The sequence below is a fragment of the Pseudomonas sp. S10E 269 genome (genome assembly GCF_002798465.1).
GTDB lineage: Bacteria > Pseudomonadota > Gammaproteobacteria > Pseudomonadales > Pseudomonadaceae > Aquipseudomonas > Aquipseudomonas pergaminensis.
The window spans coordinates 3,256,490-3,273,714 of the sequence record NZ_PHIJ01000001.1; the positions used below are offsets into that span (position 1 = coordinate 3,256,490).

Annotated in this window: 16 protein-coding genes and 2 tRNA genes; 17 read left to right on the plus strand and 1 reads right to left on the minus strand. The window is 57.2% G+C overall.

Features of this window, described 5'->3' with window-relative positions; translation table 11 throughout:
• Entirely contained in the window at positions 1–405 is a 405-nt protein-coding gene (locus tag CWC48_RS15115) for an MFS transporter (protein WP_078050220.1), read from the plus strand.
• 19 nt (positions 406–424) lie between these two features.
• On the opposite strand, the gene CWC48_RS15120 is transcribed toward CWC48_RS15115, so the two are convergent.
• Complete coding sequence (locus tag CWC48_RS15120) at positions 425–733, minus strand: YhbY family RNA-binding protein (protein ID WP_010206607.1); 309 nt, start codon at positions 731–733, stop codon at positions 425–427.
• 106 nt (positions 734–839) lie between these two features.
• On the opposite strand from CWC48_RS15120, the gene rlmE reads away from it, so the two are divergent.
• The 16 genes from rlmE (at position 840) to CWC48_RS15200 (ending at position 17,062) form a co-directional block, all read left to right on the plus strand.
• Entirely contained in the window at positions 840–1,490 is a 651-nt protein-coding gene (gene rlmE, locus CWC48_RS15125; RefSeq protein ID WP_010206606.1) for a 23S rRNA (uridine(2552)-2'-O)-methyltransferase RlmE, read from the plus strand.
• Positions 1,491–1,690: 200 nt separating this feature from the next.
• On the plus strand, positions 1,691–3,601 hold the full coding sequence (gene ftsH, locus CWC48_RS15130) for an ATP-dependent zinc metalloprotease FtsH (protein WP_010562674.1): 1,911 nt from the start codon (positions 1,691–1,693) through the stop codon (positions 3,599–3,601).
• Between the two features lie 8 nt (positions 3,602–3,609).
• Positions 3,610–4,461, plus strand: coding sequence for a dihydropteroate synthase (gene folP, locus CWC48_RS15135; RefSeq protein ID WP_078050219.1), 852 nt, complete (start codon positions 3,610–3,612; stop codon positions 4,459–4,461).
• 16 nt (positions 4,462–4,477) lie between these two features.
• Positions 4,478–5,815 carry a phosphoglucosamine mutase gene (glmM, locus tag CWC48_RS15140; protein WP_078050218.1) on the plus strand — a complete coding sequence of 446 codons (1,338 nt, stop codon included), beginning with the start codon at positions 4,478–4,480 and terminating at the stop codon, positions 5,813–5,815.
• Between the two features lie 66 nt (positions 5,816–5,881).
• Positions 5,882–6,637 (plus strand): triose-phosphate isomerase, encoded by a 756-nt coding sequence (gene tpiA, locus CWC48_RS15145; protein ID WP_078050217.1) that lies wholly within the window; start codon positions 5,882–5,884, stop codon positions 6,635–6,637.
• A 4-nt stretch (positions 6,638–6,641) separates the two neighbouring features.
• Positions 6,642–7,025 carry a preprotein translocase subunit SecG gene (gene secG / locus CWC48_RS15150; protein ID WP_010206600.1) on the plus strand — a complete coding sequence of 128 codons (384 nt, stop codon included), beginning with the start codon at positions 6,642–6,644 and terminating at the stop codon, positions 7,023–7,025.
• A gap of 21 nt (positions 7,026–7,046) precedes the next feature.
• Positions 7,047–7,132 (plus strand) — tRNA-Leu (locus CWC48_RS15155).
• Positions 7,133–7,228: 96 nt separating this feature from the next.
• Positions 7,229–7,305 (plus strand) — tRNA-Met (locus tag CWC48_RS15160).
• 140 nt (positions 7,306–7,445) lie between these two features.
• Entirely contained in the window at positions 7,446–7,904 is a 459-nt protein-coding gene (rimP, locus tag CWC48_RS15165; protein WP_003235029.1) for a ribosome maturation factor RimP, read from the plus strand.
• Between the two features lie 47 nt (positions 7,905–7,951).
• Positions 7,952–9,433, plus strand: a complete 1,482-nt coding sequence (gene nusA / locus CWC48_RS15170) for a transcription termination factor NusA (RefSeq protein ID WP_025857112.1) — start codon at positions 7,952–7,954, stop codon at positions 9,431–9,433.
• Between the two features lie 27 nt (positions 9,434–9,460).
• Positions 9,461–11,986 (plus strand): translation initiation factor IF-2, encoded by a 2,526-nt coding sequence (gene infB, locus CWC48_RS15175; RefSeq protein WP_078050216.1) that lies wholly within the window; start codon positions 9,461–9,463, stop codon positions 11,984–11,986.
• A gap of 159 nt (positions 11,987–12,145) precedes the next feature.
• Entirely contained in the window at positions 12,146–12,541 is a 396-nt protein-coding gene (rbfA, locus tag CWC48_RS15180; protein ID WP_016973761.1) for a 30S ribosome-binding factor RbfA, read from the plus strand.
• A gap of 3 nt (positions 12,542–12,544) precedes the next feature.
• Entirely contained in the window at positions 12,545–13,462 is a 918-nt protein-coding gene (gene truB, locus CWC48_RS15185) for a tRNA pseudouridine(55) synthase TruB (protein WP_025857114.1), read from the plus strand.
• Positions 13,463–13,577: 115 nt separating this feature from the next.
• Positions 13,578–13,847, plus strand: a complete 270-nt coding sequence (gene rpsO, locus CWC48_RS15190; protein ID WP_003177875.1) for a 30S ribosomal protein S15 — start codon at positions 13,578–13,580, stop codon at positions 13,845–13,847.
• A gap of 194 nt (positions 13,848–14,041) precedes the next feature.
• A complete protein-coding gene (gene pnp / locus CWC48_RS15195) occupies positions 14,042–16,147 on the plus strand; it encodes a polyribonucleotide nucleotidyltransferase (RefSeq protein WP_017528788.1) in 2,106 nt (701 codons plus the stop codon).
• 294 nt (positions 16,148–16,441) lie between these two features.
• Entirely contained in the window at positions 16,442–17,062 is a 621-nt protein-coding gene (locus tag CWC48_RS15200) for a BON domain-containing protein (protein ID WP_078050215.1), read from the plus strand.
• The last annotated feature ends 163 nt before the right edge of the window (positions 17,063–17,225 follow it).

Consider the following 17,225-nt stretch of genomic DNA (forward strand, 5'->3'; position numbering starts at 1 on the left):
ATGCTTTGGCAGCTTTCCCAGATGCTTTGGGTCGGCGGCCTGTGGTTGTTGCATATTGGTGTACTGCCGGCGCTGGGCCTTATTGGCCTGGCACCGTTGCTGATCGATGAGATCGATGGATTACTCAGCGCGTTGCTGGTGGGTTTCGCGGCGGCGTGCGTGACGCTCCAGGCGTTGGTGCTGGTCAAGGCCGAGGGCTTGGGGAGTCTATGGCGGGATATTCGCGGGCAACTGCTGTTGATGGCGCTGTATGCGTGCGCAATGTTTTGCGTGGTGCATGTCTGGCTGCCGGAGGCGTTGCGCTGGCAGCTGTTCAGCTATCTTGTGCTAGGGTTCTCCGGCCTGGTGCTGGTCATGCAGCCGGCACCGGGATGGAGTGGCAGGGCACGCGAAGCGCGCCCATGACCCTTTTGTAATTTAAACGCTACTTGAAGCGGTGTACGTTCGACAGTTGCTTGTTGACGCTGAAGTTCTTGCGATAAAGCAGCGCCATCTTGCCGATGACCTGGACCAGGTCCGCTTTGCCCACCTTGCACAGTTCTGCAATGGCGGCCAGGCGCGCTTCGCGGTCAAGGATGTTGACCTTGATCTTGATCAGTTCATGATCGTTCAGTGCACGTTCGAATTCGGCTAACACACCTTCAGTCAAACCGTTATCTGCCACAATCAGAACTGGTTTCAGATGGTGGCCAATGGATTTGTACTGTTTCTTCTGCTCTTGAGTGAGCGGCATAATCTGACCCCTGCGTCTGATCTTGTAAAAAGCGGCGGCCAGTTTACCCGAGCGAGTCCGGGACCGCCCAGTTAATCACGACCCGTTTTATTTTTCGAGGTGGCCCGTGGCCCGTTCCAAAACCAGCCTTAAGTGGCTACAAGAACATTTCAACGATCCTTACGTCAAAAAGGCGCAAAAGGACGGCTACCGTTCCCGGGCCAGCTACAAGCTGCTGGAGCTGCAGGACAAGGACAAATTGTTTCGCCCCGGCATGAGCGTGATCGACCTGGGCGCCGCCCCGGGTGGCTGGTCCCAGGTGGCCAGTCGTCTGATTGGCGGGCAAGGCCGCTTGATCGCTTCCGACATCCTGGAGATGGACAGTATCCCGGATGTGACCTTTGTACACGGTGACTTTACCCAGGACGCTGTCCTGGCCGAGATCCTGGAAGCTGTAGGAAATTCGCAAGTGGACCTTGTGATTTCCGACATGGCCCCCAATATGAGTGGATTACCGGCTGTTGATATGCCGCGCGCCATGTTCCTCTGCGAGTTGGCATTGGATCTGGCGGGTCGGGTATTGCGTCCGGGTGGTGATTTCCTGGTCAAGGTCTTCCAGGGTGAAGGCTTCGACGAGTACCACAAGAACATCCGCAAGCTGTTCGACAAGGTACAGATGCGCAAACCGGACTCCTCTCGTGACCGGTCTCGCGAGCAGTATCTGTTGGCGCGGGGGTTCCGCGGGATCGAAGGCGCCGCCAGCGATGAGCGTCTTTGAAGGTTTGAAGGGAGTCGATAGGTTTTTTTATATCGCTTTCGTCACGAAGCTTTACGAATATTGTGTAGTCAAAGTTTCACAAAGGGTTACAGACGGCGCCTGCCAGTGTTGTAGGTAATGTAGTAAGTTAGGCCGGTGAATATCATGCGAAGCGCGCGCCAGTAGCGGAGCTTGCTTCAGAGGGTAGTTAATTGAACGATATGGCAAAGAATCTGATCCTGTGGTTGATCATCGCGGCTGTCCTGGTGACGGTGATGAACAACTTCTCCAGCCCTAACGAGCCGCAGACCCTCAACTATTCCGACTTCATCCAGCAAGTTAAGGATGGCAAGGTCGAGCGCGTAGCGGTTGATGGCTACGTGATCACCGGCAAACGCAACGATGGCGACAGCTTCAAGACCATTCGTCCGGCAATCCAGGACAACGGTCTGATCGGCGACCTGGTGGACAACCACGTGGTTGTCGAAGGCAAGCAGCCTGAGCAGCAGAGCATTTGGACCCAGTTGCTGGTAGCCAGCTTCCCGATCCTGGTGATCATTGCCGTGTTCATGTTCTTCATGCGCCAGATGCAAGGCGGTGCGGGCGGCAAGGGCGGGCCGATGAGCTTTGGCAAGAGCAAGGCACGCCTGCTCTCCGAAGATCAGGTGAAAACCACCCTGGCTGACGTTGCTGGTTGCGACGAAGCCAAAGAGGAAGTGGGCGAGTTGGTCGAGTTCCTGCGCGATCCGGGCAAATTCCAGCGCCTCGGCGGCCGCATTCCTCGCGGTGTGTTGATGGTTGGTCCTCCGGGTACCGGTAAAACCTTGCTGGCCAAGGCGATTGCTGGTGAGGCGAAGGTGCCTTTCTTTACCATTTCCGGTTCTGACTTCGTCGAGATGTTCGTCGGCGTGGGCGCCAGCCGTGTTCGCGATATGTTCGAACAGGCTAAAAAGCATGCGCCTTGCATCATTTTCATCGATGAAATCGACGCCGTTGGTCGCCACCGTGGCGCCGGCATGGGCGGCGGTCATGATGAGCGTGAGCAGACCCTTAACCAGTTGCTGGTTGAGATGGACGGCTTTGAAATGAACGACGGCATCATCGTGATTGCTGCAACCAACCGTCCGGACGTTCTGGACCCTGCGTTGCTGCGTCCAGGCCGTTTCGACCGTCAGGTTGTGGTTGGCTTGCCGGATATCCGTGGTCGCGAACAGATCCTGAAAGTACACATGCGCAAAGTGCCAATGGGTGACGACGTGGCTCCGGCCGTGATTGCCCGTGGTACTCCAGGCTTCTCCGGTGCCGACCTGGCCAACCTGGTCAACGAGGCTTCGTTGTTTGCTGCCCGTACCGGCAAGCGCATCGTAGAGATGAAAGAGTTCGAATTGGCGAAAGACAAGATCATGATGGGCGCCGAGCGCAAATCCATGGTCATGTCCGAGAAAGAGAAGCAGAACACCGCTTATCACGAAGCCGGTCACGCCATTGTCGGTCGCGTTGTGCCTGAGCACGACCCGGTCTACAAAGTGTCGATCATTCCTCGTGGTCGGGCGCTGGGTGTCACGATGTTCCTGCCGGAAGAGGATCGCTATAGCCTCTCCAAGCGTGCACTGATCAGCCAGATCTGCTCGCTGTACGGTGGCCGGATTGCTGAGGAGATGACCCTGGGCTTCGATGGTGTCACTACCGGCGCTTCCAACGACATCATGCGTGCCAGCCAGATTGCACGGAACATGGTGACCAAGTGGGGCTTGTCGGAAAAACTCGGCCCGCTGATGTATGCCGAGGAAGAAGGCGAAGTGTTCCTGGGTCGTGGCGGTGGCGGTCAAAACGCCAGCTTCTCCGGTGAGACAGCCAAGCTGATCGACTCCGAAGTGCGCAGTATCATTGACCAGTGCTACGGCACGGCCAAGCAGATCCTGACCGATAACCGCGACAAGCTGGACGCGATGGCCGACGCGCTGATGAAGTACGAGACCATTGATGCCGACCAGATCGACGACATCATGGCTGGCCGCACGCCGCGTGAGCCTCGCGATTGGGAAGGCGGTTCGGGCACCTCTGGCACTCCGCCGGTGGTTCAGAATGAACGCCCTGAAACCCCGATCGGCGGCCCTGCAGCCGACCACTAAGGTTTGAAATGACTTCTGCGTTGTCCTCCACCCGGTTGCCTTGCGGCAACCGGGTTCTTGATTTGGCCCATACACATGTTATGGGCATTCTTAATGTAACCCCTGACTCCTTTTCCGACGGTGGCCGCTTCAGCCAGCTTGATGCTGCATTGCGTCATGCAGAGGCGATGGTCGCCGCAGGGGCGACGCTGATTGATGTCGGTGGTGAGTCGACTCGGCCTGGCGCTCGCGTGGTTTCTCCCTTGGAGGAGCTGGAGCGAGTGGCGCCAATAGTCGAGCGCATTGCGCGTGAGCTGGATGTGATCATCTCGGTGGACACCTCGACGCCAGCAGTGATGCGCGAAACTGCGCGGCTGGGCGCGGGGTTGATCAACGATGTGCGCTCCCTTCAGCGCGACGGTGCCCTTGATGCTGCTGCCGCGACCGGGTTGCCGGTGTGCCTGATGCATATGCTCGGAGAACCCGGCAATATGCAGGACAATCCTCACTATGATGACCTTGTGGGCGAAGTCAGCGGTTTCCTCGCAGAGCGGGTCGCTCAATGTACTGTCGCGGGGATTGCTGCGGAAAAGATCATCCTTGATCCCGGCTTTGGCTTCGCCAAGACCCTGCAGCACAATCTAAGTCTGTTCAAACATATGGAATCCCTGCATGCCCTTGGTCGACCCCTTCTGGTCGGCGTTTCGCGCAAAAGCATGATAGGGCTGGCCCTGAATCGCCCGGTGGGTGAGCGGCTGTACGGTGGTCTTGCACTGGCAGCGCTTGCAGTAAGCAAAGGCGCGCGTATCTTGCGTGTGCATGATGTTGCCGAAACAGTGGATGTGGTGCGCATGATTGCCGCAGTAGAATCAGCCGAATAAGAATGATGGAGCACTTATGACTAAGAAATACTTTGGCACCGACGGTATCCGTGGTCGGGTCGGCGAATACCCGATTACTCCTGATTTCATGCTCAAGCTAGGTTGGGCTGCGGGCATGGCGTTCCGGAGCATGGGCGCTTGCCGCATCCTGGTGGGTAAAGACACTCGTATTTCCGGTTACATGTTCGAATCCGCGCTCGAGGCTGGCCTGTCCGCCGCGGGCGCAGATGTCATGCTGCTAGGCCCCATGCCGACACCGGCGATCGCTTACCTGACGCGTACCTTTCACGCTGAAGCCGGTATTGTGATCAGTGCTTCGCACAATCCTCATGATGACAACGGCATCAAATTCTTCTCGGGGCAGGGCACCAAGCTGCCGGACGAGATCGAGTTGATGATCGAAGAACTGCTGGATGCGCCGATGACGGTGGTTGAGTCCAGCAAGCTGGGCAAGGTGTCGCGAATCAATGACGCCTCTGGCCGGTATATCGAATTTTGCAAAAGCAGTGTGCCCAGCAGCACCAATTTCGCCGGCCTGAAGATTGTGGTCGATTGCGCACATGGCGCGACCTACAAAGTGGCGCCAAGCGTATTCAAGGAGTTGGGCGCGGACGTTACAGTCCTGTCGGCCCAGCCTAACGGGCTGAACATCAATGACAACTGCGGCTCCACACACATGGAGCAATTGCAGGCCGCCGTCCTTGCCGAACATGCCGACTTGGGCATTGCTTTTGACGGTGACGGTGACCGTGTGCTGATGGTGGATCACACCGGGGCCATCGTTGATGGCGATGACCTCTTGTTCATCATTGCCCGCGACCTGCATGAGCGTAACAAGCTGCAAGGCGGTGTTGTCGGCACCTTGATGAGTAACCTGGGGCTTGAATTGGCCTTGGCGGACCTGGGTATTCCGTTTGTGCGCGCCAATGTCGGTGACCGCTATGTGATCGCCGAACTGCTCGAGCGTAACTGGCAGGTGGGTGGCGAGAATTCCGGTCACGTTGTCTGCTTCCAGCACACCACTACGGGCGATGCGATCATTGCTGCGCTGCAGGTTCTGCTGTCGCTGCGCCGTCGCGAAGAGAGCTTGGCCCAGGCGCGCCAGGCGCTGCGCAAATGTCCGCAAGTACTGCTGAATGTACGGTTTGCCGGCGGCGAAAACCCGATCGAGCACCCGGCTGTCAAAGAGGCGTGCGAGCGCGTGACCCTGGCAATGGCGGGGCGTGGCCGCGTGCTGTTGCGCAAGTCCGGCACAGAGCCGCTGGTGCGCGTCATGGTCGAAGGTGACGACGAAACACAGGTTCGCGGCCATGCCGAAGACCTGGCAAAACTGGTAACTGAAGTTTGCGCCTGAATTCGGCTTGCCAGTGATGATGTGGTTGGGTAACATCTGCGCCCACTTTGACCGACGAGGTACAGCATGCGTCGCACTATGGTAGCTGGTAACTGGAAGATGCACGGTACCCGCGCCAGTGTCGCTGAGCTGATCAATGGCCTTCGTCACTTGGCCTTGCCTAGCGGTGTCGATGTTGCGGTTTTTCCGCCTTGCTTGCATATCAACCAAGTGGTTGATGGCTTGAAAGGCAAGTCGATCCAGGTCGGCGCGCAGAACTCTGCGGTGGAGCCCATGCAAGGTGCGTTGACCGGCGAGATTTCGCCGAGTCAGTTGATCGATGCAGGTTGTTCCTATGTGCTTGTCGGGCACTCCGAGCGCCGTCAGATGATGGGCGAGCGTGATGGGACACTCAATCGCAAGTTCGCAGCGGCACAGGCTTGTGGCTTGATTCCAGTGTTGTGCATAGGGGAGACCCTGGAGCAGCGTGAATCGGGCAAGACTCTTGAAGTTGTCTCGCGTCAGCTGGGCAGCATCATCGAGGAGCTGGGTGTTGGTGCGTTTGCAAAGGCAGTTATTGCTTACGAGCCGGTCTGGGCCATTGGTACCGGGCTGACTGCTACACCGCAACAGGCGCAGGATGTGCACGCAGCCATCCGCGCGCAGTTGGCGGCAGAGAATTCTGAAGTCGCACAAGGTGTGCGTCTTCTATACGGCGGCAGCGTGAAGGCGGCCAATGCGGTCGAACTGTTCGGCATGCCGGATATCGATGGGGGGCTCATTGGTGGAGCTTCCCTGAATGCAGATGAGTTCGGTGCGATCTGTCGCGCCGCGGGAAACTGAAAAAATGCTGGAAACAGTCGTAGTCGTTTTTCATCTGTTGGCTGCCCTGGGCGTAGTTGCCCTGGTTTTGTTGCAACAGGGTAAAGGTGCGGATGCTGGTGCGTCTTTCGGTGCAGGTGCTTCAAATACTGTGTTCGGAAGCCAAGGTTCCTCTACCTTTCTTAGTAAGTTTACTGCTATACTTGCCGCCGGTTTCTTCATAACCAGCTTGGGGTTAGGTTACTTTGCTAAAGAGAAAGCTCATGTGCTGACTCAAGTAGGTCTCCCAAACCCAGCAGTGTTGGAAGTACCAAAAGCAAAACCGGCTTCTGATGATGTCCCGGTGCTTCAAGAGCAAAAGTCGGCTACTCCAGCGACTGACGTACCTCCAGCTCAAGAGCAGAAGTAAGAAGGTTGTAAACGCTGTATTGCCGAGGTGGTGGAATTGGTAGACACGCAACCTTGAGGTGGTTGTGCCCATAGGGTGTAGGGGTTCGAGTCCCCTTCTCGGTACCAATTATCAGGAGAGCCCGCTGTTGCGGGCTTTCTTGTAGGTGGAAGGTTACATTGACCCTGTAAGGGATCGGTCGTATACTTCCGCCCCAGCTTTGTCGCGGGGTGGAGCAGTCTGGTAGCTCGTCGGGCTCATAACCCGAAGGTCGTCGGTTCAAATCCGGCCCCCGCAACCAGTTTTAGCGGAGCCCCTTTTAAGGGGCTTTTTGTTAGCTGGACACTTTCAACGCCGCTGTTCGACGGCGTTTCAAGGATGGGCGTTTCGCCCATTTTTTTATTTTGCACAGCATGCACATACATGCACGAGGGGGTTCAGGTGTCGAGCAAGCTAGAAGAGTTGCAGGCCTTGTTGGCCCCGGTGGTCGTGGCCCTAGGCTATGAATGCTGGGGTATTGAGTTTTCGGCTCAAGGTCGCCACTCAATGTTGCGCGTTTATATCGATAAAGAGGGCGGCGTGCTGGTGGACGATTGTGCCATTGTCAGCCGTCAGATCAGCGGTGTGCTGGATGTTGAAGATCCGATCTCCGTTGAATACACCCTCGAAGTTTCCTCGCCAGGCATGGAACGCCCACTGTTCACTATTGATCAGTTTGCAAAATTTGCCGGTGAACAAGTGAAGATCAAGCTGCGATCTCCCTTTGAAGGGCGACGCAACTTTCAGGGCCTTCTGCGCGGTGTAGAAGAACAGGATGTCGTGGTGCAGGTAGAAGACCATGAATTCCTGTTGCCGATCGATATGATCGACAAGGCCAACATTATTCCCAGTTTTGACTGAGACGCGGATCCCGCGGATCCAATGGCTTGCGAAAGGCGAGGCGTACGATGAGCAAAGAAGTACTGCTGGTTGTTGAGTCGGTATCCAATGAAAAGGGCGTACCGGCAAACGTGATTTTTGAAGCGCTGGAGCTGGCCCTGGCCACTGCTACCAAAAAGCGTTTTGAAGACGAAGTTGATCTGCGTGTGGAAATCAACCGCCACACCGGTGCCTATGAGACTTTCCGTCGCTGGACGGTCGTTGAAGAAGCCGATCTTGATGATCCGGCCATCGAAACCTGGCCAAGCAAGGTTGCTGAAACGCATCCTGGCGCCAAGGTCGGTGATGTCGTCGAAGAAAAGATCGAATCGATCGAATTCGGCCGTATCGCTGCACAGACTGCCAAGCAGGTCATCGTGCAGAAGGTTCGCGAAGCCGAGCGCGCTCAAGTCGTTGACGCCTATCGCGAGCGCCTGGGTGAAATCATCTCCGGCACCGTGAAAAAAGTCACCCGCGACAACGTGATCGTCGACCTGGGCAACAACGCCGAAGCGTTGCTGGCCCGCGAAGACATCATCTCTCGCGAAACCTTCCGTGTCGGCGTGCGCTTGCGTGCGTTGCTCAAGGAAATCCGCACCGAGAACCGCGGCCCTCAGTTGATCCTGTCGCGTACCGCGCCGGAAATGCTGATCGAGCTGTTCCGTATCGAAGTGCCGGAGATCGCCGAAGGTCTGATCGAAGTCATGGCTGCGTCCCGCGACCCGGGTTCGCGTGCCAAGATCGCGGTCCGCTCCAAGGACAAACGCATCGACCCGCAAGGCGCTTGCATCGGTATGCGCGGTTCGCGCGTCCAGGCAGTGTCGGGTGAATTGGGCGGTGAGCGTGTGGATATCGTCCTGTGGGACGATAACCCGGCGCAGTTCGTGATCAACGCCATGTCGCCGGCTGAAGTGGCGGCAATTATCGTTGACGAAGATGCCCATGCAATGGACATCGCCGTTGGCGCAGACAATCTGGCTCAGGCCATTGGTCGTGGCGGTCAGAACGTGCGTCTGGCCAGCCAACTGACCGGTTGGACCCTGAACGTGATGACCGAATCGGACATCCAGGCTAAGCAGCAAGCTGAAACCGGTGACATCCTGCGCAACTTCATCGAAGAGTTGGAAGTCGATGAAGACCTGGCGCAGGTGCTGGTAGATGAAGGCTTCACCAGCCTGGAAGAGATTGCCTACGTACCGTTGGAAGAAATGCTCAACATCGACGGCTTTGACGAAGACACCGTCAACGAGCTTCGCGCTCGGGCCAAGGATCGTTTGTTGACTAAAGCCATCGCTACTGAGGAAAAGCTGGCAGACGCCCATCCGGCCGAAGACCTGCTCTCGCTTGAGGGTATGGACAAGGATTTGGCGATGGAACTGGCGGTGCGCGGCGTAATTACCCGCGAAGACCTGGCCGAGCAGTCTATTGACGATCTGCTCGACATCGACGGCATTGACGATGATCGTGCCGGCAAGTTGATCATGGCCGCCCGAGCCCATTGGTTCGAGTAACTAGGCGCGGCCTGAGGAGAGAAGTGCATGACGCAAGTCACGGTGAAACAACTGGCCGATGAGGTCAAAACACCGGTAGAGCGCCTGTTGCAGCAGATGCGTGAGGCAGGTCTGCCGCACACCGCCGCCGATGAAGGTGTGAGCGATAGTGAGAAGCAGTCTTTGCTGACTCACTTGAAGAGCAGCCACAAGGCGAAAGTGGAAGAACCGCGCAAGATTACATTGCAGCGCAAAACCACCAGCACCCTGCGTGTTGCTGGTAGCAAGAGCATCAGCGTTGAAGTACGCAAGAAGAAAGTCTTCGTACAGCGCAGCCCGGAAGAAATCGAAGCCGAGCGCAAACGCGAACTGGAAGAACGTCGCGCAGTAGAAAATGCTGCTCGTCAGAAGGCTGAAGAAGAAGCCAAGCGTCGCGCCGAAGAAGAAGCGCGTCGCCAGCCTGCTGCTGCGCAACCCGCTGCCACTGAAGCGGTCGCCGCGCCTAGCGCGCCGGTAGAAGCTGTGCGTGAGGCCGCTCCGGTTGCCGCTGCACCAGCACCTGCTGCTGACGCCCGTAAACGCGACGAACCTCGTCGTCCGGACAAGCCACGTGCTGACGATAACAATCGTCGCGGTGGTGGTGGCGATGGCGAGCGCAAAAACGCTCCACATCGTGCTTCGGTCAAAGAGAAAGCACCTGCTCCACGCGTTGCCCCACGTACTACCGACGAAGAAAGCGATGGCTTCCGTCGTGGTGGTCGCGGCAAGGCCAAGCTGAAGAAACGCAACGCCCACGGTTTCCAGAGCCCAACCGGCCCTGTCGTGCGTGAAGTGAAGATCGGCGAGACCATCACTGTGGGCGATCTGGCCCAGCAGATGTCGGTCAAGGCAGCTGAAATCATCAAGTTCATGTTCAAGCTGGGTACTCCAGCCACCATCAACCAGGTACTGGATCAGGAAACTGCCCAGCTTGTGGCTGAAGAATTGGGCCACAAAGTGACCCTGGTCAGCGACACCGCCCTGGAAGATTCCTTGGCCGAGTCCCTGAAGTTTGAAGGTGAGGCTGTTTCCCGTGCACCGGTTGTGACCGTAATGGGCCACGTTGACCACGGTAAAACTTCCCTGCTCGACTACATCCGTCGTGCCAAGGTGGCTGCGGGCGAAGCCGGCGGTATCACCCAGCACATCGGCGCGTACCACGTTGAAACCGACCGTGGCATGGTGACGTTCCTCGATACCCCTGGTCACGCCGCGTTTACCGCAATGCGTGCCCGTGGTGCCAAGGCGACCGACATCGTGATCCTGGTGGTTGCAGCCGACGACGGCGTGATGCCACAAACCATCGAAGCTGTTCAGCATGCCAAGGCAGCTGGCGTTCCGTTGGTGGTTGCGGTGAACAAAATCGACAAGCCGGGCGCTGATCTCGATCGCATCCGTAGCGAACTGTCGGTTCACGGCGTGACATCCGAAGAGTGGGGTGGCGACACACCATTCGTACCAGTCTCCGCGAAGATGGGTACCGGCGTTGACGAACTGCTCGAAGCCGTTCTGTTGCAAGCCGAGGTTCTGGAACTGACCGCGACTCCATCGGCTCCTGGCCGTGGTGTGGTGGTTGAGTCCCGTCTCGACAAGGGCCGTGGCCCGGTTGCGACCGTTCTGGTTCAAGACGGCACCCTGCGCCAAGGCGACATGGTACTGGTCGGTTCGAACTACGGCCGTGTACGTGCCATGCTCGACGAGAACGGCAAGCCAATCAAGGAAGCAGGTCCTGCTATCCCGGTCGAGATCCTCGGCCTGGACGGTACCCCGGACGCTGGCGACGAGATGAGCGTAGTTGCCGACGAGAAGAAAGCCCGTGAAGTGGCTCTGTTCCGTCAAGGCAAGTTCCGTGAAGTCAAGCTGGCCCGTGCTCACGCCGGCAAGCTGGAAAACATCTTCGAGAACATGGGCCAGGAAGAGAAGAAGACGCTTAACATCGTCCTCAAATCTGACGTACGTGGTTCCCTCGAAGCGTTGAACGGCGCCTTGAATGGCCTGGGTAACGACGAAGTGCAAGTGCGCGTTGTCGGTGGCGGTGTCGGTGGTATCACCGAATCCGACGCCAACCTGGCATTGGCTTCCAACGCTGTACTGTTCGGCTTCAACGTGCGTGCCGATGCTGGCGCTCGCAAGATCGTCGAGCAGGAAGGCCTGGACATGCGTTACTACAACGTCATCTACGACATCATCGAAGACGTCAAGAAAGCCCTCACCGGCATGCTTGGCAGCGACGTCCGGGAGAACATCCTGGGTATCGCCGAAGTACGTGACGTGTTCCGCTCGCCGAAATTCGGCGCGATCGCCGGCTGCATGGTTGTCGAAGGCACCGTGTTCCGTAACCGTCCAATCCGTGTACTGCGTGAAGACATCGTTATCTTCGAAGGCGAGCTGGAATCCCTGCGCCGCTTCAAGGATGACGCTTCTGAAGTACGTGCCGGCATGGAATGCGGTATCGGCGTCAAGAGCTACAACGACGTCAAGGTTGGCGACAAGATCGAAGTCTTCGAGAAGGTTCAGGTTGCTCGCAGCCTCTAACTCGCGCACTTCCGGAGCCACGCGGCGTGTGGGCATGCAGATGCCCCGCACCGCGTACGGACTCTAAACGCAACGCCCGGTCTGGCTTTTGTCAGGCCGGGCGTTTGCCGCTTTCAGACCCCACGGGTTTCACCGTGTGGCAGTAACAGGTAACAAGACATGGCAAAAGAATACAGCCGTACCCAGCGTATCGGCGATCAGATGCAGCGCGAGCTGGCCCAACTGATCCGTCGCGAAGTCAAAGACCCACGCGTTGGCCTGGTCACCATCACCGCCGTTGAAGTGAGCCGTGACGTGGGTCACGCGAAGATCTTCATCACCGTGATGGGGCAGGACAGCAGCGAAGAAATCGCGCAAAGCATCAAGGTGCTCAATTCGGCGGCAGGTTTCCTGCGCATGCAATTGGCCCGTGAAATGAAGCTGCGCAGTGTTCCTCAGTTGCACTTCCACTACGATGAAAGCGTCGTGCGGGGTGCGCACCTGTCGGCACTGATCGAGCGCGCCGTGGCTGAAGACAGCCAGCACCCGTCCACACCTGAAGACGCCAAGGAGTAAGCGGTGGCTCAGGTCAAACGTATCCGTCGCAACGTCAGCGGCATAATCCTGCTCGACAAGCCCATTGGCTTTACCTCCAATGCCGCATTGCAGAAGGTCCGCTGGCTGCTCAACGCCGAAAAGGCCGGGCACACCGGTAGTCTCGACCCTCTCGCCACCGGTGTACTGCCGTTGTGCTTTGGCGAGGCCACCAAGTTTTCGCAATACCTGCTCGATTCCGACAAGGGTTACGAAACCCTGATGCAACTGGGCAAGACCACCACCACGGCCGATGCCGAAGGTGATGTTCTGCAGGTTCGCGACGTGACCGTTGGTCGTGCTGATATTGAAGCTGCTTTACCCGGTTTTCGTGGGGAAATCAGTCAGATACCGCCAATGTACTCGGCACTAAAGCGTGATGGCCAGCCTCTTTACAAGCTGGCGCGTGCGGGCGAAGTAGTGGAGCGCGAACCGCGTTCTGTTACTATTGCGCGCTTGGAATTGCTCGCCTGTGAAGGCGACACCGCCCGGTTGGCCGTGGACTGCAGCAAAGGCACCTATATCCGTACCCTGGTGGAAGATATCGGTGAGAAGCTCGGTTGCGGCGCGTACGTTGCAGAACTGCGACGCACCCAGGCCGGTCCTTTCAGCCTGGCCCAGACGGTCACGTTGGAAGAGTTGGAAGCGGTACACGCCGAAGGCGGCAATGAAGCGGTTGATCGCTTCCTGATGCCATCGGACAGCGGTTTGCTCGATTGGCCATTGCTGCACTTCTCGGAACACAGCGCGTTCTACTGGCTAAACGGCCAGCCGGTGCGTGCCCCGGATGCGCCGAAGTTCGGCATGGTGCGGGTACAGGATCATAACGGTCGCTTTATCGGTATCGGTGAAGTGAGCGAAGACGGGCGCATAGCGCCGCGTCGACTGATTCGGTCAGAATGACCGAACGAGTGTGGCTGTTAACAGGCACGGTCAACACTCATTTTTAGATACAGGGATTTGTCCCTGGCCTGTTGAAACTGCCCTTTGGGTGGTTTCCTGAAAAAAGGATTGCCTCATGGCTCTCGACGTTCAAGAAAAAGCACAAATCGTTGCTGACTATCAGCAAGCTGTTGGTGACACTGGTTCGCCAGAAGTGCAAGTTGCACTGCTGACCCACAACATCAACAAGCTGCAAGGTCACTTCAAGGCCAACGGTAAAGATCACCACTCCCGTCGTGGTCTGATCCGCATGGTAAACCAGCGCCGTAAGCTGCTGGACTACCTGAAAGGCAAGGATCTGGGTCGTTATCAGACTCTGATCGGTCGCCTGGGTCTGCGTCGCTAATAAGCGATTGCGCTAGAGGTTGGTTGTCTGCCGTGTGTCAGTGGGATTCCCGCTGGCCCATGGCAGGCTCCCAGCCTCAAGTTTTATCTGGATATACGTTTTACCCTGGACTAGCGTCGGGCCGATTCCCGGCATTGCCCAAGAATTTCGCAAGAAGACAAGTTCCCCAAGAGCCACAAAGAAGGTAGGACACCGTGAACCCGGTTATCAAAAAATTCCAGTTCGGTCAGTCGACCGTTACCCTCGAGACAGGCCGTATTGCCCGTCAAGCCTCCGGCGCAGTGCTGGTTACCGTTGATGACGACGTTACCGTACTGGTAACCGTTGTTGGCGCCAAGACCGCTGACCCGAGCAAAGGCTTCTTCCCTCTGTCCGTTCACTACCAGGAAAAGACTTACGCTGCCGGTAAGATCCCTGGCGGTTTCTTCAAGCGCGAAGGCCGTCCTTCCGAGAAAGAAACCCTGACTTCCCGACTGATCGATCGTCCGATCCGTCCGCTGTTCCCAGAAGGTTTCATGAACGAAGTGCAGGTTGTCTGCACCGTCGTTTCCACCAGCAAGAAGACCGATCCGGACATCGCTGCGATGATCGGTACCTCGGCTGCCCTGGCCATTTCCGGTATTCCTTTCGATGGCCCGATCGGCGCAGCCCGCGTTGCCTTCCACGAAAGCACCGGCTACCTGCTGAACCCGACTTACGAGCAACTGAAAGCATCGAGCCTGGACATGGTCGTTGCCGGTACCTCGGAAGCCGTATTGATGGTTGAATCGGAAGCCAAAGAGCTGACCGAAGACCAGATGCTGGGCGCTGTACTGTTCGCCCACGACGAGTTCCAGGCGGTCATCAAGGCTGTCACCGAGCTGGCTGCCGAAGCTGCCAAGCCAACCTGGACCTGGGCTGCTGCCCCGGAAGCCACCGAACTGCTGGGCGCTATCCGCTCCGAGTTCGGCGCTGCCATCTCCGACGCCTACACCATCACCGTCAAGGCCGACCGTTACGCTCGCCTGGGCGAGTTGAAGGACCAGGTTGTAGCCAAGCTGTCCGGTGAAGAAGGCCAGCCTTCCGCCAGCGACGTCAAAGCTGCATTCGGTGAAATCGAATACCGCACCGTTCGCGAAAACATCGTTAACGGCAAGCCACGTATCGACGGTCGCGACACCCGCACCGTACGCCCGCTGAACATCGAAGTCGGCGTTCTGCCGAAGACCCACGGTTCGGCCCTGTTCACCCGTGGTGAAACCCAGGCACTGGTTGTTGCGACCCTGGGCACTGCCCGTGACGCACAGCTACTGGACACCCTGGAAGGCGAGAAAAAAGACCCCTTCATGCTGCACTACAACTTCCCTCCGTTCTCGGTGGGCGAGTGTGGTCGCATGGGCGGTGCTGGTCGTCGCGAAATCGGTCACGGCCGTCTGGCCCGTCGTTCGGTCCAGGCCATGCTGCCGGCTGCTGACGTGTTCCCGTACACCATCCGTGTTGTGTCGGAAATCACCGAGTCCAACGGTTCCAGCTCCATGGCGTCCGTTTGCGGTGCTTCCCTGGCGCTGATGGACGCTGGTGTGCCAATGAAGGCGCCGGTTGCCGGTATCGCCATGGGCCTGGTTAAAGAAGGCGAGAAGTTCGCCATCCTGACCGACATCCTGGGTGACGAAGACCACCTGGGCGACATGGACTTCAAGGTAGCCGGTACCGCCAAAGGTGTGACCGCGCTGCAGATGGACATCAAGATCAAGGGCATCACCGAAGAGATCATGGAAATCGCCCTGGGCCAAGCCCTGGAAGCGCGCCTGAACATCCTCGGCCAGATGAACCAGATCATTGGTCAGTCCCGTACCGAGCTGTCGGAAAATGCTCCGACCATGATCGCGATGAAAATCGACACCGACAAAATCCGTGATGTTATCGGTAAAGGCGGCGCGACCATCCGTGCGATCTGTGAAGAGACCAAGGCTTCGATCGATATCGAAGACGACGGCTCCATCAAGATCTTCGGCGAAACCAAGGAAGCGGCTGAAGCTGCACGTCAGCGCGTTCTGGGCATTACCGCTGAGGCCGAGATCGGCAAGATCTACGTCGGTAAGGTTGAGCGCATCGTCGACTTCGGCGCATTCGTCAACATCCTGCCGGGCAAAGACGGTCTGGTTCACATCTCCATGCTGAGCGACGCTCGCGTTGAGAAAGTGACCGACATTCTGAAAGAAGGCCAGGAAGTGGAAGTGCTGGTACTGGACGTGGACAACCGCGGCCGTATCAAGCTGTCCATCAAGGACGTAGCAGCAGCCAAGGCTTCGGGCGTTTAATCCCCCCGAGCTTTCAGCTGAAAAAGGGACTCTTCGGAGTCCTTTTTTTATGGGCGCTGGAAAGTAGCGGGAAATCAGCCGTTTAGCTGAATCCAAAAGCCGCAACTTGCATGCAGCCACGATGGTATTCATGCAACTTGCACGATTCCGAAAATTACGTGTTTTTATAACTTGTTGTTTTATATGGGTTTTATTGGCTCATCAAACTTGGCACACTGCCTGCAATATCCCTGTTAACGCTGCAGCATCAAGGTTTACGTACTGCAGACTTTTAATAAAACAGGAGTTACTCGTATGAAGAAGTTCGCTCTCGCTACTGCTACCGCTCTGACCCTGGCCATGGGTGCTAACGTAGCCTTTGCTCAGACTTCCCAAGCCCCTATGACCCTGGCGGCCGGTGAAGTGACCAAGGCTAAAGAGTCCACCTCGGATACCTGGATCACCACCAAAGTGAAAGCTGACCTGCTGACCGAGAAAGGTATTCCTGGTTCGGACATCAAGGTTGAAACCAACAAAGGTGTGGTTTCCCTGTCCTCCGACGTCGCTATTTCGGACTCGCAAAAAGCGACCGCTGTAGCCATCACCAAGAAAATCAAAGGTGTGACTGCTGTTTCTGCTGATGGCCTACTGGCTGGCGGCGCAACCAAAGCTGATGGTATCGATAAAACCAAGGGCGCAGCTGCTAGCGCTAAAGAGTCCACCTCGGATACTTGGATCACCACCAAAGTCAAAGCTGATCTGGTAACCGAAAAAGGCATTCCTGGTACCGACATCAAAGTCGAAACCAACAAAGGTGTAGTTTCCCTGTCTTCGACCGTAGCGGTCACTGAAGCTCAGAAAACTACCGCGGTGAATATCACCAAGAAAATCAAAGGCGTTAAAGCTGTATCGGCCGACGGCCTGAAAGCAGAGTAACGCTGGAGGAATTCGTCTGAACTAGGCGGCAGAGAGTGAGCTAGTTATCCACTCAACGCACCACACAGGTTCATGCGACCGGCCACAAGGATGTGGTCATTAAAGGCCCCGACATTCGTGTCGGGGCCTTTTCTATTTCGCGCTGGATGCAATCTCACGCCAA